Origin of the sequence: Arenimonas sp. MALMAid1274 (assembly GCF_049195245.1) — a bacterium.
Taxonomy (GTDB): Bacteria; Pseudomonadota; Gammaproteobacteria; order Xanthomonadales; family Xanthomonadaceae; genus Arenimonas.
The window spans coordinates 117,328-138,363 of record NZ_JBMIRR010000020.1 but is presented as its reverse complement, the minus strand read 5'-3'; the positions used below and the strand labels follow the sequence as shown (position 1 = coordinate 138,363).

Here is a 21,036-nt window from a genome sequence, read left to right as displayed (position 1 = left end):
GGCCGGGTCCGGGCTGTACTGGGGTGAACGCAGGGCTTCCGGTACCGCGGCCACCGGTTCAGCGCGACAGGCGCCAATGGTCGCCGCCCTGGCGCTTGGCCTCGTAAAGCGCGCGGTCGGCCTGGCTGTACCAGTGCGCCCAGCCGCCCGGATCGGCACAGAAGGCGCCGCCGATGCTCACCGACAGCCGGTGCTCGCGCAGGCTGGGCAGGCGCAGGCTTCGCACCGCGCTCATCAGGCCCAGGGCGCGGTTGGCCAGCTCGCCGTCGTCGCTGACGCGCAGCACCAGGGCGAACTCGTCGCCGCCCAGGCGGCAGGGCAGCTCCAGGGGTCCGGCCATGCGCCGCACTTCCTCGGCGGCCGCGCGCAGCGCGGCGTCGCCGGCCAGGTGGCCGCTGCGATCGTTGATCTGCTTGAAGTGGTCGATGTCCACCAGCAGAAGGGCCAGCTTGAGGTCGTTGAGGTTCTGCCGGCCCAGCTCGTCCAAGAAGCGGTACAGGCCGCGGCGGTTGGCCAGGCCGGTCAGGTCGTCGGTGCGCACCAGCTGCTGGGCCACGGTGAGCTCGGTGCGGGTCTGGCGCAGCGTGTCCAGGGTCTGCATCAGGTCTTCGTTGCGGCGCTTGAGGTGCTGCACCAGCTGGTGCTCGCCGGCCACCAGGTAGGCGAAGCTGCGCTGCATGAAGCGCGCCACGTGCGCGGGCTCGCGTTCGACCAGGGACTGGAAGGCCGATTGGGTGATTTCGTAGAGCACGCCGGCGGTCTCGGCCACGGCGCGCGCGAAGCGCTGGTGGCGGCCGATGAATACCGCCAGCTCGCCAAAATACTGGCCCGGCCCGAGCAGCTTGTCGGCCAGGCCGTCGTCGAAGCCGAGGCGCACTTCGCCGGTGTCGATCAGGAACATGCTCTGGGCCGACTCGCCGCGACGGAACAGCTCCTCGCCCGGCAGCACCGCCCGGCTGACGCCGGCGGCGGCCAGGATGCGGAACTCTTCGGGTGAAAGCTGCGAAGGCAGGCGGCCGTCGGTGCCGGCGTTGCGGGCACCGGAAGCGACGCCGCCGCTGAGGTCGGCTGGGGTCACGGAAGGCTCTGGAGCGGAAGACTGGCCCGAGTGTATCCAATCCGGCCCCGCCGCGAGGCGAACCGCGTCAAGGAAAACAAAGGCCCGGACCTTCCGGCCCCGGGCCTGGCTTGCGCCTGGAAGCCCGGTCCCCGGCCGGTGCGCACAGGCACCGGCCGGGGCGGGCTCCCCAAGTTTCAGGCCGCCGCGGCGGGCTTCTCGCCGTGGAACTGCTCTTCCTCGGTCGAGCCCTTGAGCGCCGTGGTGGAGCTGTTGCCGCCCTGAATGGCCTGGGTGACCGAGTCGAAATAGCCCGTGCCCACCTCGCGCTGGTGCTTGACGGCGGTGAAGCCCTTCTCGGCGGCGGCGAACTCGTTCTCCTGCAGCTCGACAAAGGCCGTCATCTGGTTGCGGGCGTAGCCGTAGGCCAAGTTGAACATCGAGTAGTTGAGCGAGTGGAAGCCGGCCAGGGTGATGAACTGGAACTTGTAGCCCATCGCGCCAAGCTCCTTCTGGAACTTCGCGATGGTCGCGTCGTCGAGGTTCTTCTTCCAGTTGAACGAGGGCGAGCAGTTGTAGGCCAGCATCTTGCCCGGGAACTTGGCGTGGATGGCCTCGGCGAACTTCTTCGCGAACGCCAGGTCGGGCTTGCCGGTCTCGCACCACACCAGGTCGGCGTAGGGCGCGTAGGCCAGGCCGCGGCTGATGGCCTGGTCGATGCCGGGGCGGGTCTTGAAGAAACCTTCCACGGTGCGCTCGCCGGTGCAGAAGGGCGCGTCGTTGGGGTCCACGTCGCTGGTCAGCAGGTCGGCGGCCTCGGCGTCGGTGCGGGCGATGACCAGCGTGGGCACGTTGGACACGTCGGCCGCCAGGCGCGCGGCGATCAGCTTCTGCACGGCTTCCTGGGTCGGCACCAGCACCTTGCCGCCCATGTGGCCGCACTTCTTCACCGAGGCCAGCTGGTCCTCGAAGTGCACGCCGGCGGCGCCGGCCTCGATCATCGCCTTCATCAGCTCGAAGGCGTTGAGCACGCCACCGAAGCCGGCTTCGGCGTCGGCCACGATCGGCTGCAGGAAATCGATGCTGTCATTCCCCTCGGCATGATGAAGCTGGTCGGCGCGCAGCAGGGTGTTGTTGATGCGCTTGACCACCAGCGGCACCGAGTTGGCCGGGTACAGCGACTGGTCGGGATACATTTCGCCGGCCACGTTGGCGTCGGCGGCGACCTGCCAGCCCGACAGGTAGATGGCGTTGAGGCCGGCCTTGACCTGCTGCATGGCCTGGTTGCCGGTGAGCGCGCCCAACGCGTTCACGAAGGGCTTCTCGCCCAGGTACTTCCACAGCTTGTTGGCTCCCAGGCGCGCGATCGAGTGCTCGACAGCGACGGTGCCGCGCAGGCGCACGACTTCTTCGGCGGAGTAACCGCGCTCGATGCCGGCCCAGCGCGGGTCGGTGGCCCACTCTTTCTTCAGCTGCTCGGCGGTGGGGAGGGTCGTGGTCATGGCGGTGGTCCTTTGGAGTTCGTGGGGTTGTGCGGAAAGGGGGTCAGTCGAGGCGTTCGTAGGCGGGCAGCGTGAGGAAGTCGGCCAGCTCCTCGGCGTGCGTGAGCTGGTCGAGCAGGGCGATGGCCTCGTTGATCTTCGAGCCGCCGGGCAGCTTCATGCGGTCGGCCAGCTTGGAAGGCAGCGTCAGCAGCGCGCGGTCGAACAGCGAGAAGTCCACCGGCGTGCCGTCGTCCAGGTGCAGCGGGCCGCCGCCGTGGTCGCTCATGTGCAGCCACTGCCAGAGCTGGGCGCGGCCGATCTCGGCCGTGGCCGCGTCCTCCATCAGCCAGTGGATCGGCACGCAGCCCTGGCCATCGAGCCAGGCGGCCAGGTAGCGCACGCAGACCTCGACGTTGTTGTCGAAGCCCTTGCGGGTAATGGTGCCGACGCTGGGGCGGATCAGGGTGTCGCGGTCCACCTGCACGTCCTCGCGGCGCACGTCCTGCTGGTGCGGGCCGGGCATGCGCGCGTCGAACACTTCGCGCGCGATCGGGATCAGGGCCGGATGCGCCACCCAGGTGCCGTCGTGGCCGGCATTGGCCTCGCGCAGCTTGTCGGCGCGCACCCGCGCCAGCGCTTCTTCATTCGCGATCGGGTCGCCGGCGATCGGGATCTGTGCGGCCATGCCGCCCATGGCATGCGCACCGCGGCGGTGGCAGGTCTGGATCAGCAGTTCCGAATAGGCTTTCAGGAAGGGCTGGGTCATGCCGACCTGGCTGCGCTCGGGCAGCACGCGGTCGCGGTGGCGGCGGAAGGTCTTGAGGTAGCTGAAGATGTAGTCCCAGCGGCCGCAGTTGAGGCCGGCGATGCGGCCGCGCAGCGCGTGCAGGATCTCGTGCATCTCGAACACGGCCGGCAGCGTCTCGATCAACACCGTCACCTTCATCGCGCCTTCGGGCAGGCCCAGGCGCGCTTCGGTGAAGGCCAGCACCTTGTCCCACAGCGCCGCTTCTTCCATCGCCTGCAGCTTGGGCAGGTAGAAGTACGGGCCGCGGTCCCTGGCCTGCAGCGTCGCGGCGTTGTGGAAGGCGAACAGGCCCAGGTCGAACAGGCTGCCGCTCAGGCGCTGGCCGTCCACCAGCACGTGCTTCTCGTCCAGGTGCCAGCCGCGCGGGCGCACGATCAGCACGGTCTTCGAGGCCGGGTCGAGCACGTAGTGCTTGCTGCCGTCCGGCGCCATCCAGTCCAGGCTGCCGGCCACGGCCTTGCGCAGGGCGCGCTGGCCGGTGAGCAGGTTGTCCCAGGTCGGGCAGGTGGAGTCCTCGAAGTCGGCCATGTAGCAGCTGGCGCCCGAGTTCAGCGCGTTGATCACCATCTTCGGGTCCACCGGGCCGGTGATCTCCACGCGACGGTCGAGCAGCGCGGCCGGCAGCGGCGCCACGGTCCAGTCACCGTCGCGGAGGGCGCGGGTGTCGGCGCGGAAATCGGGCAGCTCGCCGGCGTCGAAGCGGGCCTGGCGCTGCTTGCGGGCGGCCAGGCAGGCCTGGCGCCCGGGCTCGAAGGCGCGGTGCAGGTCGACCAGGAAGGCCAGCGCGGCCGGGGTCAGCAGGTCTTCCTGACCGGCCAGGCGCGGGCCGTTCAATGCCAGGGGGGCGAGGGTACGCGCAGCGTCACCGGCCATGGGGAAACTCCTGTGGATTCGGAGTTCGACCCTAGGCCTGGGTCATGGCTTTGACAAACCAAATGTTTTGATAGTTAGTATAAGCTGGCGTTATATCTATATCGGAACAAGGGCTTATGCCCCAGCCAGCGGCGCGTTTTTACTACAAGGGTGATCGCCTCAAGCCGTTGCGCGCGTTCTGCCAGGTCGCGCGCCTGGGCTCGGTCTCGCGGGCGGCCGAGGCCCTGTTCCTGAGCCAGCCGGCCGTGACCCTGCAACTGCAGGCGCTGGAACGGGACCTGGGCACCGCCCTGTTCGAGCGCATCGGCCGGCGTTTCAGCCTGACCCGCGAAGGCCAGGTGCTGTACGACCTGGCGCGGCCGCTGGTGGAAGGCCTGGATGGCCTGGACGGCGAGTTCCGGGGCCGGCTCAAGGGCCTGCAGGCCGGAGAGCTGCACGTGGCCGCCGGCAGCTCGACCATCCTCTACCTGCTGCCGGCCCTGGTGCGGGCCTTCCGCGACCAGTACCCGGAGGTGCAGCTGGTGCTGCACAACGTCACCGGCCAGGACGGCCTGGGCCTGCTGCGCTCGGACGCGGTGGACCTGGCCGTGGGCTCGATGCTCGACGTGCCCACCGACCTGGCCTACGCGCCGGTCTACTCCTTCGACCCGATGCTGATCTGCCCGCCCGGGCACCCGCTGGCCGACAAGCCCGACCTGCGGCTCGAGGACCTCTCGCCCTACGGCCTGATCCTGCCGCCGCGCCGGCTGACCACGTATCGCCTGGTGGACCTGGTGTTCCAGCAGCGGCGCGTGCCCTACACCGTGGCGCTGGAAGTGGGCGGCTGGGAGGTGATCAAGCAGTACGTGGCCATGGGCCTGGGCGTGTCCATCGTCACCAGCATCTGCCTGACCGAGGCCGACGAGAAGCGGCTGGTGGCGCGCAACCTGGGCGAGTACTTCCCGCCGCGCAGCTACGGCGTGGTGATGCGCAAGGGCAAGTACCTCAGCCCGCAGGCGCGGGCCTTCATCGACCTGATCAAGCCGGGGCTGTTCGAGCGCCGCGACTATTTCGACACCGGCGCCTCCGAACGCTGAGCCCGCGCGGGCTCAGGTGGTGCCGCGGTTCTTGCCCTCGTAGGGCCGGTACAGCGCGCGGATTCGCGCCATGTCGGCGTCGTAGTCGTCGCTGGTTTCCAACAGCGGACCCAGGCCGATGGTCCGGTCGGGGTAATGGAACCAGGCGCAGAACACCGGCACCTGCGCGCGCCGCGCGATCTTCCAGAAACCGGTCTTCCAGTGCTCCACGCGCCGGCGGGTGCCTTCCGGGGCCAGCACGAACCACATGCGCGGCGCCTCCCGGATCTGCGCCGCGGTCTGGTCGACGATGCCGCCGGGCGCACTGCGGTCCACCGGCCGCCCGCCGAACCGGCGCAGCAGCCAGCCCAGCGGGCCGCGGAAGAGCTCGGCCTTGGCGATGAAGGTGATGTCCACGCCCATGGCCAGCTTGGCGGCCAGGCCCCACACCGCGTCCCAGCCGGACGAATGCGGCGCCGCGATCACCACCAGCCGCGGCAGGTCGGGCCAGTCGCCGGTGATGGTCCAGCCGCCCAGCCGCAGCACGCTGCGGCCGATCCAGCGCCCGAAGGCGGTGCCGTTGCGCGGCGCATTCGGCGGCAACACCGGGACGCGGGTCACTCGCGCTCCCAGCCGCTGGCGCTGCGGTGTCGCTTCACGGTGGACCGCTCGCGCTTCGCGCCCAGGCGGCGCTCCTTCGAACCCTTCGTGGGCTTGGTCGCCACGCGCTTCTTCGGTGCGGCCAGCGCCGCCGTGATCACCGCCGCCAGGCGCTCGCGCGCGTCCTCGCGGTTGCGGTCCTGGGTGCGAAAGCGTTGCGCACTGAGCACCAGCACGCCATCGTCGGTGATGCGCCGGTCGCGCCGCGCCAGCAGCCGCTCGCGCACCGCCTCCGGCAGCGACGGCGACCGGGCCACGTCGAAACGCAGCTCGACCGCGGTCGAGACCTTGTTCACGTTCTGCCCGCCCGGCCCGCTGGCGCGCACGAAGCGCTCCTCCAGTTCCTGGTCGGGGATGGCGAGGGTGGGCGTGATCTGCAGCATGGGCGGCATGATAGCGGGGCGGCCGGGCGGGTTGCAGGGCGTCCCGAACGCACGGCCCGCCACCCGCTACAATCCGCCCCCTCATGTCCGGCCTCAATACTCCCCAACAACAGGCCGTCGCCTACACCGCCGGCCCCCTGCTCGTGCTCGCCGGCGCGGGCAGCGGCAAGACGCGCGTGATCACCGAGAAGATCGCCCACCTGGTGGCCACCGGCCGCCACGAAGCCCGGCACATCGCCGCGATCACCTTCACCAACAAGGCCGCGAAGGAAATGCGCGAGCGCGTCGCCCGGCGCGTCAAGGGCGACGCGGCCGAAGGCCTGACCATCTCGACCTTCCACTCGCTGGGCCTGCGCTTCCTGCAGATCGAACACGAGCGCGCGAAACTGCGGCGGGGCTTCTCGATCTTCGATGGCGACGACCAGATGGCCATCATCAAGGACCTGGCCACGCCGGGCCTGAAGAACGACGCGCTGTATTCGCTGCAGAACCTGATCAGCGCCGCCAAGAACAACGCGCTGTCGCCGGAACAGGCGGCTGCGGCCGCACGCTCGGCCCGCGAGCGCGAGGCGGCCGACCTGTACGCGCGCTACCAGTCGCGGCTGCAGGCCTACAACGCGGTGGACTTCGACGACCTGATCCGGCTGCCGCTGACCCTGCTGGAAGCCGAGCCCGACCTGGCCGCCGGCTGGCGCGAGCGCCTGCGCTACCTGCTGGTGGACGAGTGCCAGGACACCAACGGCGCGCAGTACCGGCTGCTCAAGCAGCTGGCCGGGCCGAAGGGCAACATGACCTGCGTGGGCGACGACGACCAGAGCATCTACGCCTGGCGCGGCGCCCAGCCCGAGAACCTGGACCAGCTTGCCACCGACTACCCCAACCTCAAGGTCATCAAGCTCGAGCAGAACTACCGCTGCTCGGGCCGTATCCTGCGCTGCGCCAATACGCTGATCGCGAAGAACCCGCACGTGCACCTCAAGCAGCTGTGGAGCCAGCATGGCGACGGCGAGCCGGTGCGCGTATGGGAATGCCGCAACAACGAGCACGAGGCCGAGCGCGTCGCCGGCGAGATCCATTACCTCAACCAGGGCAAGGAAATCCCCTGGGGCGAGTTCGCCATCCTGTTCCGCGGCAACCACCAGTCGCGGCCGCTGGAAAAAGCGCTGCAGCTGCTGCGCATCCCCTACCACCTCACCGGCGGCACCAAGTTCCTGGACCGGGCCGAGGTCAAGGACGCCCTGAGCTGGCTGCAGGTGCTGGCCAACCCGGACAACGACGCCGCCTTCCTGCGCGCGATCGCCTCGCCCAGGCGCGAGGTCGGTGCGACCACGCTGGAGAAGCTGGCGGGCATGGCCCAGCAGGCCGGGCTGCCGATGTCGGTGGCCGCCGGCCAGATCGGCTTCCTAAAGCAGCTAACGCCGCGCGCGGCAGCGGGTCTGAACGAGTTCACCCGCCTCGTCGAGCGCCTGCGCGACGCGGCGGAGACCCTGACGCCGGCCGAGCTGGTGCCGATGCTGGCCGAACACAGCGGCCTGCTGGCGATGGTGCGCAGCCAGTGCAAGGACGAGGCCAGCTTCCAGCGCCGCAAGGCCAACCTGGACGAGCTGGCGTCTTGGTTCGAAGGCGCGCGCGGCGGTGGCCCCGGCGAGCTGGCGGCCCAGCTGGCGCTGCTTTCCAACGCCGACCGCGGCGAGCCCGGCAACGCCGTGCGGCTGATGAGCCTGCACGCCGCCAAGGGCCTGGAGTTCCGCGCGGTGTTCGTGGTCGGCTGCGAGGACGGCAACCTGCCGCACGAGGCCAGCCTGGAAGAAAACCGCCTCGACGAGGAGCGCCGGCTGATGTACGTGGGCATCACCCGCGCCAAGGAGCGGCTGTACCTGTCGCACTGCGCCGAGATCAAGCGCTGGGGCGCGCTGGAACACCTGCTGCCCAGCCGATTCCTGGACGAACTGCCCGCCGGCGACCTGCTGCGCGACGGCACCGACCCCGAGCGCGAGACCGCCGAGAAGAAGCAGCGCGGCCGCGCCCACATGGATGCGATCGCGGCGCTGTTCGGCGACGGCTGAGCGACGGCATCGGGAATGGCGCGGCCGGCGGCGGCCGCGATGACCTGTCACGCCGCTGCCACGCCCGCCTGGCCCGCAGCCGGTAGAATCGCCGGCTCGACGACCACGGATCGACCCGATGACGATGCTCCGCACCTTCGCCCTGTCTTCCCTGTTCCTGGCCCTGGCGGCCTGCCAGGCCACCGCGCCCGTGCGCACGGTGACGCCCGACGCGGCCGCGCCGACCCCCGCGGCGCCGGCCGTTGCGCCCGCGCCGGCGGGCCCCGGCCCCAACGACAACCTCAATGCCGTGGCCTGGGTGCAGACCTCGGTCGAGTTCCGGCTGATGGCGGGCCAGACCTACCGCAGCGCGCTCTACCAGCTCGACCGCGCGATCAAGACGCCCGACTGGGACGCACTGCTGCCGGAAGAGCGCGTCAATCCCGCCACCGGCCTCAAGCCCGCGGTGATCGTGGACATCGACGAGACCGTGCTCGACAACTCGCCCTACCAGGCCCGCATGGTCCGCGACGGCACCAGCTACGACGAGACCACCTGGGACGCCTGGGTGCGCGAAGAGAAGGCGGCGCCGATCCCGGGCGCGCTCGAGTTCGCGCAGGCGGCCGCCGCGCGCGGCGTGACGATCTTCTACGTCAGCAACCGCGCCGCCCACCTGGAGGAGGCGACCCTGGCCAACCTGCGGGCGGCCGGCTTCCCGATCGCGGGGCCCGAGCAGTTCCTGGGCCTGGGCTTCTTCGTCGAAGGCTGCGAGCAGCAGGGCTCGGAGAAGGCCTGCCGCCGCCAGCACGTGGGCCGGACGCATCGCGTGCTGATGCAGTTCGGCGACCAGCTGGGCGACATGGTCAACATCCTCGCCAACACCCCGGAAGGCCGGCAGCAGGCGATCGCGCCGCACCTGGCCTGGGTCGGCGAGCGCTGGTTCGTGCTGCCCGGCCCGACCTACGGCAGCTGGGAGCCGGCCCTGTTCAACAACGCCTGGGAGCTGCCCGAGGCCGAGCGGCGCGCGGCCAAGCTGCGCGCCCTGAACTACGCCGAGTGAGGGCTCGCCCATGATCCCGGTCCGCGACCGCCTGATCTTCGCCCTGGACGTGCCCACGGCCGCCGAGGCCCGCGCCTGGGTCGACCGGCTCGGCGATTCGGTCGGCTTCTACAAGATCGGCATGGAGCTGCTGACCAGCGGTGACTATTTCCGCGTGCTCGAAGAGCTGGCGGGCCGGGGCAAGCAGGTGTTCGTGGACCTGAAGTTCCATGACGTGCCGGCGACGGTGGCCGCCACCATCAGGGGCCTGGCCCGCTACCCGGTTTCGCTGTGCACCATCCACGGGCAACATGACGGCATGATGCGTGCCGCTTCGCAGGAGAAAGGCCACATCAAGCTGCTCGCGGTGACCGTGCTGACCTCGATGGACCGCGCCGACCTGCAGCAGCTGGGCATCGACCGCGAGCCGGGCGAGGTGGTGGTCGAACGCGCCCTGGCCGCCCGCGAGGCGGGCTGCGACGGCGTCATCGCCTCCGGCCAGGAGGCCGGCGCCCTGCGCCAGGCCACCGGCCCCGACTTCCTGGTGGTCTGCCCGGGCATCCGCCCGGCCGGCCCATCCAACGACGACCAGAAGCGCACGGTGGACGTGCCCCAGGCCTTCGCGGCCGGCGCCGACCACATCGTGGTGGGACGGCCGATCCGCCTGGCCAGGGATCCGGCCGCCGCCGCCGAGGCCATCCAGGCCCAGATCGCCCAGGCCCTGCGCGGCTGAAGCCCGGCTGGCCGGACCGGCCGGCCCAACAGGGCGCAAACATCCGATCTGCTAGATTCACCGCCTGCAAACCTGGTTCCCGACCCGACGCATGAGCCGAAAACTGCCTGCCTGGGGCCTGCTGGCCCTGCTTTCCCTGACCCTGGCCCTGGGCGCCTGCCGCCGCGAGCCTGAAGCGGTAACGGCCCCGGGCAACCCGGTCGCGGCCGTCGAAGGCCTGGCCAAGGCCCTGCGCGACAACGACCTGGTGCGCTACTCGCGCCTGAGCCTTCCCCCGGACCTGCACGCCCGCAGCGAGGCGCTCTGGAACCAGCGCGTCGCCCAGGCCGAGCCGATCACGCCCGAGGACGCGGCCGAATACGAAGAGATGATGGCCCGATTCACCTCGCCCCAGGCCGAGGCCGAGCTGATGCGCGACCTCGAGCCCAAGCTGGCCAAGTTCGAGTCCGAAGTTCAGGGCCAGTGGCCGATGATGCAGGCCGCCGGCGGCATGTTCCTCAACGCCGCCATCCAGGCCAACACCGAACTCAGCCCGGCCGAGAAGACCCATGGCGCCGAGGTGGTCAGCAGCCTGATCGCGTGGGCGCAGCCGGCCCTGTTCACCGACCGCAAGCGGGCACGCACCGCGATCGCCGCGCTGGCCTCGACCGCGCGCGAAGTGGACCTGCCCACCCTGGCCCAGGCCCGCGCGCTGCCGATGATGCCCGCGCTGGAAAAGGGCGGCATCGCCCTGGCCGGCGTGAAGCAGGCGGCCAAGGCCTACGACATGGACCTGGACCGCTCGCTGGACGGCGTGAAGGCCGAACTGGTGTCGAGCGAAGGCGACAACGCCACCGTCAAGGTCAGCTACCCGTTCCTGGATCGCGAGGTCAGCTTCGACCTGGCCATGGTCCGCCGCGACGGCGGCTGGTACAGCGCCGACACCATCGCCCAGGCCGAACGCGAGCTGGCCGAGGCCGCGGCTGAAGCCAAGGCCGCGGGCAGCGGCGCCGCGGCCGCGCCCGCCGACGACAGCGCCGCCTCGGCCGACTGAGCACCGGCATGGATGCGGCCCCCACCCCGGTGACCCCGCCGAGCGCGCGCCCGACTGCGAAGCCGCCGCTGTGGGCGCGCTTCATGGAAAAGCTGCTGCAGCCGTGGATCGAGATCAAGCGCGAGCCGGCGGCGCCGCCGTTCACGCTGGACCGGCCGGTCTGCTACGTGATCGAGAACTACGGCCTGTCCAACACCCTGATCCTGGACCGCGCCTGCCGCGAGGCCGGCCTGCCCTCGCCGCTGGCGGCACTGCCCGGCGATCCGCTGGGCCGCAAGCGCAGCTACGTGGCGCTGTCGCGCCGGCGCGCGGGCCTGTTCGGCCGGCCCAAGAACCGCAGCCATTCCGACGCGCTGTCGCGCCTGCTGATGGCGCACCGGCTGTATCCGGACCAGGACGTGCAGCTGGTGCCGGTGTCGATTTTTGTTGGCCGCGCACCTGCAAGGCAGTCGGGCTGGTTCTCGGTGCTGTTCTCGGAAAACTGGGCCCTGGTGGGCCGCTTCCGCCGGCTGCTGGCGATCCTGCTCAACGGCCGCGACACGGTGGTGCAGTTCTCGCCCAGCGTGCGCGTCTGGGAAATCCTGAGCGAGGAGCTGCCGCACGAGCGCCAGGTGCGCAAGGTCAGCCGCCTGCTGCGCGGTCACTTCCGCCGCATCCGCACCGCGGTGATCGGGCCCGACCTGTCCACGCGCCGGCTGCTGGTGGACCGCGTGCTCGACGCCGAACCGGTGCGCAAGCTGATCGCCGACCAGGCCCGCAAGGACGGCACCGAATACCTGGAAGCCTGGAAGAAGGCGCACGGCTTCGCCTGGGAAATCGCCGCCGACTATTCCAATCCGGTGGTGCGTTCGGCCTCGTTCGCGCTGACCGGGTTCTGGAACCGCATCTACGACGGCGTCAACGTCAGCCACCTGGACACGCTCAAGCAGGTCGCGCCGGGGCATGAAGTGGTCTACGTGCCCTGCCACCGCAGCCACATGGACTACCTGCTGCTGAGCTACCTGCTCTACAACCGCGGCATCGTGCCGCCGCACATCGTCGCCGGCGTCAACCTCAACATGCCGGTGCTGGGTCCGATCCTGCGCCGCGGCGGTGCCTTCTTCATCCGCCGCAGCATTCGCGGCAATGCGCTGTACGCCGCGGTGCTCGGCGAATACGTGGCCCAGCTGGTCAGCGAGGGCTTCTCGCTGGAGTACTTCATCGAAGGCGGCCGCTCGCGCACGGGCCGGCTGCTGGCGCCCAAGGCCGGGATGATCGCGATGACGCTCAAGGCCTTCCTGCGCGCGCCGCGTCGGCCGGTGGTGTTCCAGCCGGTCTATATCGGCTACGAGAAGCTGATCGAGGGCAAGAGCTATCTCGACGAGCTGACCGGCCAGCCCAAGGAAAAGGAAACCATCTGGGCCCTGCTCAAGGCCGGCGCCGGCATCCTGCGCCAGCACTACGGCAAGGTGGCGGTGAATTTCGGCGAGCCCATCTTCCTCGACAGCGTGCTGCAGACCCATGCGCCGGACTGGCGCGAGCGCCTGGCCGACCCGGACGACAAGCCGACCTGGCTCAACGGCGCGGTCGAAGAAATCGCGCAGCAGATCCAGGTCAACATCAATCGCGCCGCCGACGTGAACCCGGTCAACCTGCTGGCGCTGGCGCTGCTGGCCACGCCCAAGCACGCGATGTCCGAAGCCGACCTGCTGGCGCAGCTGGCGCTGTCCAAGAAGCTGCTGGCGCAGCTGCCGTACTCGGATCGCGTCACGGTGACGCCGATGGAGCCGGCCGAGATGCTGGCCTACGGCGAGAAGATCGGCGTGCTCACCCGCACCGTGCATCCGCTGGGCGACGTGATCAGCGTCGAGGGCGAGACGGCGGTGCTGCAGAGCTATTTCCGCAACAACGTGCTGCACCTGTTCGCCGCCGCCAGCTGGGTGGCGCTGTGCTTCCAGAACAACCGGCGCATGAGCCGGGCCGGCCTGCTGCGGCTGGGGCGCACGATCTATCCGTTCGTGCAGGACGAGCTGTTCCTGCCCTGGGACCAGGACGGCTTCGCGCAGCGGCTCGACGCCACCATCGACCTGTTCGTGGCCGAAGGCCTGCTCAGCGTGGCCAGCGACGACGACGGCGGCATCCTGTCGCGCGGGCCGGGGCAGACCGACGAGGTGTTCCGCCTGCGGGTGATCTCGCACAGCCTGCAGCAGGCGTTCGAGCGTTATTTCATCGCCATCACCACCCTGGTCAAGAACGGGCCGCGCACGCTCAGCGCCGGCGAACTCGAGACGCTGTGCCAGCTCACGGCCCAGCGCCTGAGCCTGCTGTATGCGCCGGCGGCGCCGGAGTTCTTCGACAAGTCGCTGTTCCGCGGCTTCATCCAGAAGCTGCGCGAACTCAAGCTGGTGTGGGTGGGCGAAGGCGGCAAGCTCGACTTCGACGAGCAGCTGACCACGTGGGAGAAGGACGCCAAGGTCGTTCTGGGGCGCGAGCTGCGCCACACCATCAACAAGCTTTCGCCCGAAGCGGTCAGCAAGGTCTCCCAGTCGGGCGGTACGCTGCCGGCCTAGCGGGTGCGCAGGAAGTGGTAGGGGCCGGCGGTGGCGCCCCAGGCCTGGCGGCCTTCGGCGTCGAATCCGCGGTCCCAGCTGTGCAGCCCGCCCTGGAACAGGGCCACTTCGGCGCTGGCCCAGCGTGCGCCGCGCAGGTGCGATTCGCAGCCCTGGCCGCGGGTGGCGCCGCGGAATCCGCCCGGCTCCCAGGCCAGGTACACCGTGCAGCCCGGCCGCGGCGACAGGTCGGCCTCGTCCAGCTGCGCCAGTGCGCCGGTTTCCCAGCCGCGCACGAAGCGCGCGGGGTCCTGGATCAGGAACACCTCGCTGGCCACGCCGCCCTGTCCGTCCGAGCGCAGACGGTACACGCGCTGCCGGTAGGGCTTGCCGGGCGCATCCACCATCGCCTGCTCGACGTAGAGCCAGCGCGCGTCAGCGCGGTCCGGCCAGATCGGCGTCATCGTCAGCGTCACCGGCAGATAGCGCGCATCGGCCGCCGCCTGGGCGCGGCTGTCGAAGGTGCCCGTCATCAGGGCCAGCGCCTCGGCGACCGGATCCGCAGGGCGCGTGGGATGGGGCGCGCACCCGGCCGCAGCCAGCATCGCGGCGATGGCGCCGAGCGCGGCCCACCGCCTCACGCGCCGATCTCCGACTTGCCCGCGCCGCCGTCACGGCGCCAGATCGCGCTGGCCACCCCCACGCCGACCACGCACACCAGCGCCACGTAAACCGCCGGCGCCACCGTCAGGCTGCGCATCCACACCGTCACCAGCAGCGGCGTCAGCCCGCCCGCCAGCGCGTACGCCAGGTTGTAGGAGAACGAGATGCCCGAGAACCGCACCGCCGGCGGGAACGCCCGCACCATCAGCGCCGGCACCACGCCGACGACGCCGACCGTGAACCCCGCCAGCGCATACATCGCAACGAAATGCTGCGGCGCCCGGTCCAGCACCGTGTACAGCCCCAGCGACGAGACCGCCAGCATCAGCGCGCCCGCCACCAGCACCCGCGCCGCGCCGAAGCGGTCGGCCGCGATGCCGTACGCCACGCAGCCGACGGTGAGGCAGAAGGTGGCCAGCGTGTTGGCCGGCAGCGCATCGGCCGCGGCGATGCCGAAGGCCTTCTGCACCAGCGTGGGCGTCATCAGGATCACCACCACGATGCCCGCGGTCAGCATCCAGCTCAGGCCCATGCATTCCAGCACCGCGCGCCCGTGGCCGCGCAGCACCGTGTGCAGCGGCAGGCCCTGCACCAGCGCGCGGCGCTCGCGCATCTGCTCGAACACCGGCGTCTCATGCAGGAATCGCCGCAGCCACATCGCCATCAGGCCGAACACGCCGCCCAGCAGGAAGGGCCAGCGCCAGACCCCGGCCGCCACTTCGGCGGGTGTCCAGAAGCTGTTGACCGCGCTGGCCACCAGCGAGCCCAGCAGGATGCCGAAGGTCAGGCCGGCCGTGAGGCTGCCGCAGGCCAGGCCCACCCGCCCGGCCGGCACGTGCTCGGACACGAACACCCAGGCACCCGGCACCTCGCCGCCGACCGCCGCGCCCTGCGTCAGCCGCAGCACCAGCAGCGCGATCGGCGCGAACAGCCCGGCCTGCGCGTAGGTCGGCAGCAGGCCCATCAGCAGGGTCGGCACCGCCATCAGCAGCACGCTGAGCATGAACATGCGCTTGCGCCCCACCAGGTCGCCGAAATGCGCCAGCACCACGCCACCCAGCGGCCGCGCCAGGTAGCCGGCGGCGAAGATGCCGAAGGCCTGCAGCTGCCGCAGCCACTCGGGCGTGTCGGGCGGGAAGAACAGCTGGGCGATCACCGTCGCGAAGAACACGAAGATGATGAAGTCGTAGAACTCCAGGGCGCCGCCCAGGGCGGCCAGCAGCAGGGTCCGGACGTCGCGCCGGTGCAGCGTGCGGGATTCAGGCATCGAGGTCGGGGATGAGGCGGCTTTCCAGCGAGGAAATCATGTCCTTGATCTTGAGCTTGCGCTTCTTCAGGCGCTTGATGGACAGCTCGTCGGCCTGGATGGATTCGGCCAGCCGGGCGATGGCCTCGTCCAGGTCGCGGTGCTCGACCTTGAGCTCGAGCAGCTGCGCGGTGATCTTGGCGGGATCTTCCTCGGCCATCACGTCCTCCCCTGACGGCTTGAGCTTAGCGCCCCGGCCGGGGCGGCGACAGGGGTAAAATGGCGGACCGTCCACCCCGGTTCCCGCCCTGCCATGACCCTGCTGCTGCAAGACCCCGTCCCCCGCAAGGCCACGCAGGAGCGCGAGCAGCACAAGCTTGCCAAGCGCCTGCGCCGGCAGGTGGGCCAGGCGATCGGCGACTTCGGCATGATCGAGCAGGGCGACAAGGTGATGGTCTGCCTGTCGGGCGGCAAGGACAGCTACACGATGCTCGACCTGCTGCTGCAGCTGCAGCGCAAGGCGCCGGTGCAGTTCGAGCTGGTGGCGGTGAACCTGGACCAGAAGCAGCCGGGCTTTCCCGAACACGTGCTGCCCGACTACCTGGCCTCGCTGGGCGTGGCCCACACCATCCTCGAGCAGGACACCTACTCGGTGGTGAAGCGGGTGGTGCCCGAGGGCAAGACGATGTGCTCGCTGTGCTCTCGGCTGCGACGCGGCGCGCTTTACCAGCACGCCCGGGACCACGGCTTCACCAAGATCGCGCTGGGCCATCACTGCGACGACCTGGTGGCCACCTTCTTCCTCAACCTGTTCTTCCACGCCAAGCTGGCGGCGATGGCGCCCAAGCTGCTCAGCGACGACGGCGCCCACGTGGTGATCCGGCCGCTGGCCTACGTGCGCGAGGCCGATATCCAGCGCTACGCGGACTGGAAGCAGTTCCCGATCATTCCGTGCACGCTCTGCGGCTCGCAGGAAAACCTGCAGCGCAAGCAGGTGGCGCGCATGATGGCGGCCTGGGAGAAGGAAAGCCCCGGCCGCATCGAAACCATCGCCCGCGCGCTGGGCACGGTGTCGCCGGCGCAGCTGGCCGACACCTCGCTGTTCGACTTCCACAACCTCGGCCGTCGCCACGACGCGCCTCCCCCCAACGCCCACGACTGGCTGGGCCCCGTACTGGAAACTTGATGTTCTTTCGCAACCTGACGTTTTTCCGCTTCCCCGTAGCCCTTGCCAAGAAACTCGACGACCTCGACGCCCGCCTCGAGGAGTGCCGGCTCAAGCCGGTCGGTCCGTCCGAACTGATGTCGCGCGGCTTCGTCTCGCCCTTCGGCCGCGACGAGGCGACGATGAGCCATCGCATCAACGACGCCATCTGGCTCACGCTGGGCGGCGAAGACCGCCTGCTGCCCTCGTCGGTGGTCAACGACGAACTGGGCAAGCGCATCGCCGCGATGGAGGAGAAGGAAGGCCGCAAGCTGGGCGGCCGCGCCCGCAAGCGCCTGAAGGAAGACCTGGTGATGGAGCTGCTGCCGCGCGCCTTCGTGCGGCCGGTGCGCACCCACGCCACCCTGGACCTGCAGCACGGCTTCATCGCGGTGGACGCCAGCTCGCGCAAGACCGCTGAAAACCTGGTGTCCGAACTGCGCCACGCGCTGGGCAGCTTCCCGGCCTTGCCGCTCAACGCCGAGGTGTCGGCGCGCGCGGTGCTCACCGGCTGGATCGCGGGCGAACCGCTGCCGGGCGGCCTGGTGCTGGGCGACGAATGCGAGCTCAAGGATCCGATCGACGGCGGCGCGGTGGTGAAGTGCCAGCGCCAGGAGCTGCTGTGCGACGAGATCAGGAAGCACCTGGAATCGGGCAAGCAGGTCAGCAAGCTGGCCCTGGTGCTGGACGACCACGTCAGCTTCGTCCTGGGCGAGGACCTGGTGGTGCGCAAGCTCAAGTTCCTCGACGGCGCGGTCGACCAGCTCGAGCACACCGAGCGCGACGGCGTGATGGCCGAGCTCGACGCCCGCTACGCCCTGATGGCCGGTGAGCTCAAGCGCCTCTTCGCCGTCCTAGAAACCGCCCTAAAGTTCAGCCCCGCCGACCCCCAGTGAAAACATACCAGGTATATTTTCACCGGCCGGTGAGAATGGACCTGGTGCGGAGGGAGGTGGCGGGATGTTGCTGGGCTTGCTGAAAAAGGCGGCACCGGTGGCGGAGATCCGGCCGCTGGCCCTCGCCGACGGGCGCGACGTGGACGTGCGCTGGGTGCGTGATGCGCGCGCCCGGCGGCTGCGGCTGATCGTGTCGGAAAAAGGCGCGCGGCTGACCCTGCCGCGCAGCGTATCGGTCCGCGCGGCCGAGGCCTTCCTGCACGAACACCGCGACTGGCTGTCCGCCCAGCTCGCCCGCGAGGGCACGCAAACGCGCGCGCCCCTCACCCGCGGCGGCGAGCACCTGTTGCCCCTGCGCGGCCAGGACCTGCCCCTGCTGTGGCGCGAAGGCCGCTACGCCCGCGCCGCACTCACCGACGAAGGCGTGGTGCTGCAGCTGCCCGACCGCGCCGGCGATGCCCAGCTGCACGCGGCCCTGCGCGATTTCTACACCCAGCAGGCCCGCCAGGACCTGGGCCGCTGGCTGCCGCGCTACCTGCCCGGCCTGCCGCGCGCGCCCCGCAACGTCCGGTTCCGGCCGCTGTCCTCGCTGTGGGGTTCGCTCAGCCCCAGCGACGCCGTGTCGCTGGACCTGTCCCTGGTGCTGGGCCGCCCGTCCGCCTTCGAATACGTGCTGGTGCACGAGCTCTGCCACCTGATCCATGCCGACCATTCCCGTCGCTTCTGGCGCGAGGTGGAGGCCCGCTGGCCGGGCTGGCGCGAGGAGCGCGACTACCTGCGCGGCGAAGGCCTGTCCTTGAAGGCCCGCCTTGCCCGTTTTATCGGCTGAAGGGCCCGCCAACCAGGCCCGCGCCACCGGAGCCTGCCATGCACCCCGTCCGCACCGCGCTCGTCGCCGCTTTCGCCGCCGGCCTGCTCTGCGCCTGCGGCAAGGCCGAGGACTCCGCCGCCCAGGCCCTGGCCGAGCAGGCGCTCGAGGCCCGCACCGGCCAGAAGGTCGACATCCGCAGCGAAGACGGCCAGGACACGGTCACCATCGACGGCGAGCAGGGCCGCTACCAGCACACCACCGGCGAAAACGTGCCGCTGCCGTCCGATTTCCCCAAGGACGTGGTGCTGCCGTCCGACTACTCGGTGGTGTCGGTGATGACGATGGGCCCGGCCCGCTCGGTGGTGCTGCGCAGCCGCGAACCGCTGCCGGCGCTGTTCGAACGCTACCAGTCCGGCCTGGCCGGCCAGGGCTGGAAGGAAACCGTGTCGATGCAGGGCGAGGAAGGCTCGATGCTGGGCTTCGAGAAGGACAAGCGCGGCGTGCTGGTGAACCTGCGCAGCGACATCGAAGGCCACACCGTGATCTCGCTCAGCCTGCAGGCGCCCTGAGCCGCCGACGGCTCACGGCCGCGAGAGGAACGCCAGCAGCACGCCGGCCACCTGGTCGGCCTGCTCCATGTGCAGGTGATGGCCCCCGGCGAACACGTGCACCTCGCCCTGCGCCAGGCAGGCCAGCCGCGCCGTCCGCGTGTCGGGGGTGAAATAGGGCGGCGACGGATCGGCCGCCACCACCAGCACCGGCGCCTGGATCGCCCGCAGCAGCGACTGCACCGTGGCCTCGGTCAGGCGCAGGTGCGAGGGCAGGGTCAGGCGCGGGTCGCTGCGCCAGGCGTAGCCGTCTTCCACCGCGCGCAGGTTGCGCTCGACGATCAGGCGCGCCGCCCCGGGCGTCATCCGGCTGGCGGACAGGCGCGCGGCCACCGCGGCCTCGATGTCCGGAATCACGCGCACCGGCCGCGGCGCCAGCGCACGCCGCGCCGCCACCGCCTCGCGCAGCCGCGTGCCGGCAGCCTCGGGCTCGGCGGCGATCGGGCCCAGGGCCTCGACCAGCGCCAGCCGCCGCACGCGCTCCGGCGCCGCCGCCGCCACCGCACTGGCGATCGCACCGCCCATCGAATGCCCCAGCAGGTCGCACTGCGCCCAGCCCAGTGCGTCCATCGCGTCGAGCACGTCGTGCACCCAGTCCACGAAGGCGTAGTCATAGCCCGGCGCCCGGTGCGACGAGGCCCCGTGCCCCGGCAGGTCCAGCGCCACCCAGTCGAAGCCGGCCAGGTGCGGCGCCAGCGGCAGGAAGCTGGCGGCGTTGTCCAGCCAGCCGTGCAGGCACAGCAGCCGCGGACCGCCGGGCGTGCCGCCGCGCAGCGCGCACAGCTCGCCGCGGGCGGTCTCAAGCCGCATGTCCTGCGCGCCCTGCGGCATCAGTGCGGCCAGCCCTGCAGGTGCCGCTGCGCCAGGCCCGCCAGCGCCGCCACGTGCCCGGGTTCGTCGTTGAGCGCACTGATGTAGCGCAGCTCGCCGCCGCCGGCATGGCGGAACAGTTCGGCGTTCTGCACCGCGATTTCCTCCAGCGTCTCCAGGCAGTCCACCGCGAAGCCGGGGCAGACCACGTCCACGCTGCGCAGGCCGTCCCGGCCCAGCGCTTCCAGCGTCTTGTCGGTGGCCGGCTCCAGCCAGGCCTCGCGGCCGAAGCGCGACTGGTAGGTCATCAGCCACTCGCCCTCGGCCAGGCCCAGCCGCGCCACCAGCGCGCGGGTGCCGGCCTCGCACTGGCGCGGGTAGGGATCGCCGGCGCGCTCGAAGCGCTGCGGCAGGCCGTGGAAGGAAAACAGCAGCTTGTCGGCGCGGCCATGCAGGTCCCAGTGCGCGCGGATGCGCGCTTCCTGCGCGTCCAGCCAGCCGGCGTCGTCGTGGTAGTCGGCGATGAAGCGCAGCTCGGGCACGCGCCGCCAGCCGCCGATCTCGCGCGTCACCGCATCCAGCACCGCCGCACTGGTGCTGGCCGAATACTGCGGATACAGCGGCATCACCAGCAGCCGGGTCATGCCCTCGGCCTCCAGCGCGCGCAGCACCGAGGCCACCGAGGGCTGGCCGTAGCGCATGGCCATGCGCACGCACACGTCGGGCAGGCTGTGCTGCAGCTTCTGCACCAGCCGGCGCGTATGCACCATCAGCGGCGAGCCTTCCGGCATCCACACCGTGGCGTAGTTGCGCGCGACCTTGCCCGAGCGCAGCGGCAGGATCACGAAGTGCAGGATCGGGCACCACAGCCAGCGCGTGAGTTCGACCACGCGATGGTCGTGCAGGAATTCGGCCAGGTAGCGGCGCACCGCGCCGGGCGTGGCCGCTTCGGGCGTGCCCAGGTTGACCATCAGCAGGGCGGTGCAGCCCGGGCCGGCGCTGGCCGGGGCGTCACGATACGGCGTCATGGGAACTGTCCTTGTCGGCTGCGCACAAACTATCATCGCCGGAATGAAGGTCCGGCTCACGCCCGGTTCATG

General features: G+C 70.6%; 20 protein-coding genes. 10 read left to right on the top strand and 10 right to left on the bottom strand.

The features are described from left to right. Nucleotides 1-58: 58 nt before the first annotated feature. From ACOQFR_RS01355 to aceB, 3 genes are all read right to left on the bottom strand, one after another. Nucleotides 59-1,078 carry a diguanylate cyclase domain-containing protein gene (locus ACOQFR_RS01355; protein WP_421377767.1) on the bottom strand — a complete coding sequence of 340 codons (1,020 nt, stop codon included), beginning with the start codon at nucleotides 1,076-1,078 and terminating at the stop codon, nucleotides 59-61. Between the two features lie 176 nt (nucleotides 1,079-1,254). Next, nucleotides 1,255-2,559: an isocitrate lyase gene (gene aceA, locus ACOQFR_RS01350; protein ID WP_421377765.1), complete on the bottom strand. Its 1,305-nt coding sequence runs from the start codon at nucleotides 2,557-2,559 to the stop codon at nucleotides 1,255-1,257. A gap of 43 nt (nucleotides 2,560-2,602) precedes the next feature. Continuing rightward, nucleotides 2,603-4,222 carry a malate synthase A gene (gene aceB, locus ACOQFR_RS01345; RefSeq protein WP_421377763.1) on the bottom strand — a complete coding sequence of 540 codons (1,620 nt, stop codon included), beginning with the start codon at nucleotides 4,220-4,222 and terminating at the stop codon, nucleotides 2,603-2,605. Nucleotides 4,223-4,338: 116 nt separating this feature from the next. Here aceB and ACOQFR_RS01340 point away from each other — a divergent pair, with 116 nt between their 5' ends. Then, nucleotides 4,339-5,298 carry a LysR family transcriptional regulator gene (locus ACOQFR_RS01340; protein WP_421377761.1) on the top strand — a complete coding sequence of 320 codons (960 nt, stop codon included), beginning with the start codon at nucleotides 4,339-4,341 and terminating at the stop codon, nucleotides 5,296-5,298. 12 nt (nucleotides 5,299-5,310) lie between these two features. Here ACOQFR_RS01340 and ACOQFR_RS01335 read toward each other — a convergent pair whose 3' ends face one another. Next, nucleotides 5,311-5,898 (bottom strand): lysophospholipid acyltransferase family protein, encoded by a 588-nt coding sequence (locus tag ACOQFR_RS01335; protein WP_421377759.1) that lies wholly within the window; start codon nucleotides 5,896-5,898, stop codon nucleotides 5,311-5,313. Beyond that, entirely contained in the window at nucleotides 5,895-6,329 is a 435-nt protein-coding gene (gene arfB / locus ACOQFR_RS01330; RefSeq protein WP_421377757.1) for an alternative ribosome rescue aminoacyl-tRNA hydrolase ArfB, read from the bottom strand. Before arfB ends, ACOQFR_RS01335 begins: the two co-directional genes overlap by 4 nt. Before the next feature lie 74 nt (nucleotides 6,330-6,403). On the opposite strand from arfB, the gene ACOQFR_RS01325 reads away from it, so the two are divergent. The 5 genes from ACOQFR_RS01325 (at nucleotide 6,404) to plsB (ending at nucleotide 13,719) form a co-directional block, all read left to right on the top strand. Beyond that, complete coding sequence (locus ACOQFR_RS01325) at nucleotides 6,404-8,386, top strand: UvrD-helicase domain-containing protein (protein WP_421377755.1); 1,983 nt, start codon at nucleotides 6,404-6,406, stop codon at nucleotides 8,384-8,386. 118 nt (nucleotides 8,387-8,504) lie between these two features. After that, nucleotides 8,505-9,425: a 5'-nucleotidase, lipoprotein e(P4) family gene (locus ACOQFR_RS01320; RefSeq protein ID WP_421377753.1), complete on the top strand. Its 921-nt coding sequence runs from the start codon at nucleotides 8,505-8,507 to the stop codon at nucleotides 9,423-9,425. Nucleotides 9,426-9,435: 10 nt separating this feature from the next. Further along, nucleotides 9,436-10,137, top strand: coding sequence for an orotidine-5'-phosphate decarboxylase (pyrF, locus tag ACOQFR_RS01315; RefSeq protein WP_421377751.1), 702 nt, complete (start codon nucleotides 9,436-9,438; stop codon nucleotides 10,135-10,137). Between the two features lie 91 nt (nucleotides 10,138-10,228). After that, nucleotides 10,229-11,170 carry a hypothetical protein gene (locus ACOQFR_RS01310; RefSeq protein ID WP_421377749.1) on the top strand — a complete coding sequence of 314 codons (942 nt, stop codon included), beginning with the start codon at nucleotides 10,229-10,231 and terminating at the stop codon, nucleotides 11,168-11,170. Nucleotides 11,171-11,178: 8 nt separating this feature from the next. Next, on the top strand, nucleotides 11,179-13,719 hold the full coding sequence (plsB, locus tag ACOQFR_RS01305) for a glycerol-3-phosphate 1-O-acyltransferase PlsB (RefSeq protein WP_421377747.1): 2,541 nt from the start codon (nucleotides 11,179-11,181) through the stop codon (nucleotides 13,717-13,719). On the opposite strand, the gene ACOQFR_RS01300 is transcribed toward plsB, so the two are convergent. From ACOQFR_RS01300 to ACOQFR_RS01290, 3 genes are read right to left on the bottom strand one after another with little or no spacing between them, the layout of a single operon-like run. Continuing rightward, complete coding sequence (locus tag ACOQFR_RS01300) at nucleotides 13,716-14,339, bottom strand: chromophore lyase CpcT/CpeT (RefSeq protein WP_421377745.1); 624 nt, start codon at nucleotides 14,337-14,339, stop codon at nucleotides 13,716-13,718. The genes plsB and ACOQFR_RS01300 overlap by 4 nt on opposite strands. Further along, the gene (locus tag ACOQFR_RS01295) at nucleotides 14,336-15,628 is read right to left on the bottom strand and encodes an MFS transporter (protein WP_421377743.1); all 1,293 of its coding nucleotides are present in this window, start codon (nucleotides 15,626-15,628) and stop codon (nucleotides 14,336-14,338) included. Before ACOQFR_RS01295 ends, ACOQFR_RS01300 begins: the two co-directional genes overlap by 4 nt. Beyond that, nucleotides 15,621-15,827: a YdcH family protein gene (locus ACOQFR_RS01290; protein ID WP_421377741.1), complete on the bottom strand. Its 207-nt coding sequence runs from the start codon at nucleotides 15,825-15,827 to the stop codon at nucleotides 15,621-15,623. Before ACOQFR_RS01290 ends, ACOQFR_RS01295 begins: the two co-directional genes overlap by 8 nt. A 93-nt stretch (nucleotides 15,828-15,920) precedes the next feature. On the opposite strand from ACOQFR_RS01290, the gene ttcA reads away from it, so the two are divergent. The 4 genes from ttcA (at nucleotide 15,921) to ACOQFR_RS01270 (ending at nucleotide 19,087) form a co-directional block, all read left to right on the top strand. Beyond that, nucleotides 15,921-16,793: a tRNA 2-thiocytidine(32) synthetase TtcA gene (gene ttcA, locus ACOQFR_RS01285; protein WP_421377740.1), complete on the top strand. Its 873-nt coding sequence runs from the start codon at nucleotides 15,921-15,923 to the stop codon at nucleotides 16,791-16,793. Further along, on the top strand, nucleotides 16,793-17,707 hold the full coding sequence (locus ACOQFR_RS01280; protein WP_421377739.1) for a recombination-associated protein RdgC: 915 nt from the start codon (nucleotides 16,793-16,795) through the stop codon (nucleotides 17,705-17,707). The genes ttcA and ACOQFR_RS01280 overlap by 1 nt, the downstream gene beginning before the upstream one ends. A gap of 64 nt (nucleotides 17,708-17,771) precedes the next feature. Beyond that, nucleotides 17,772-18,536, top strand: coding sequence for a SprT family zinc-dependent metalloprotease (locus ACOQFR_RS01275; RefSeq protein WP_421377738.1), 765 nt, complete (start codon nucleotides 17,772-17,774; stop codon nucleotides 18,534-18,536). A gap of 38 nt (nucleotides 18,537-18,574) precedes the next feature. Continuing rightward, the gene (locus ACOQFR_RS01270; protein WP_421377736.1) at nucleotides 18,575-19,087 is read left to right on the top strand and encodes a hypothetical protein; all 513 of its coding nucleotides are present in this window, start codon (nucleotides 18,575-18,577) and stop codon (nucleotides 19,085-19,087) included. A 12-nt stretch (nucleotides 19,088-19,099) separates the two neighbouring features. Here ACOQFR_RS01270 and ACOQFR_RS01265 read toward each other — a convergent pair whose 3' ends face one another. Both ACOQFR_RS01265 and hemH read right to left on the bottom strand, forming a co-directional pair. Continuing rightward, the gene (locus tag ACOQFR_RS01265) at nucleotides 19,100-19,957 is read right to left on the bottom strand and encodes an alpha/beta fold hydrolase (RefSeq protein ID WP_421377734.1); all 858 of its coding nucleotides are present in this window, start codon (nucleotides 19,955-19,957) and stop codon (nucleotides 19,100-19,102) included. Continuing rightward, nucleotides 19,957-20,964: a ferrochelatase gene (gene hemH, locus ACOQFR_RS01260; protein WP_421377733.1), complete on the bottom strand. Its 1,008-nt coding sequence runs from the start codon at nucleotides 20,962-20,964 to the stop codon at nucleotides 19,957-19,959. Before hemH ends, ACOQFR_RS01265 begins: the two co-directional genes overlap by 1 nt. Nucleotides 20,965-21,036 lie beyond the last annotated feature (72 nt).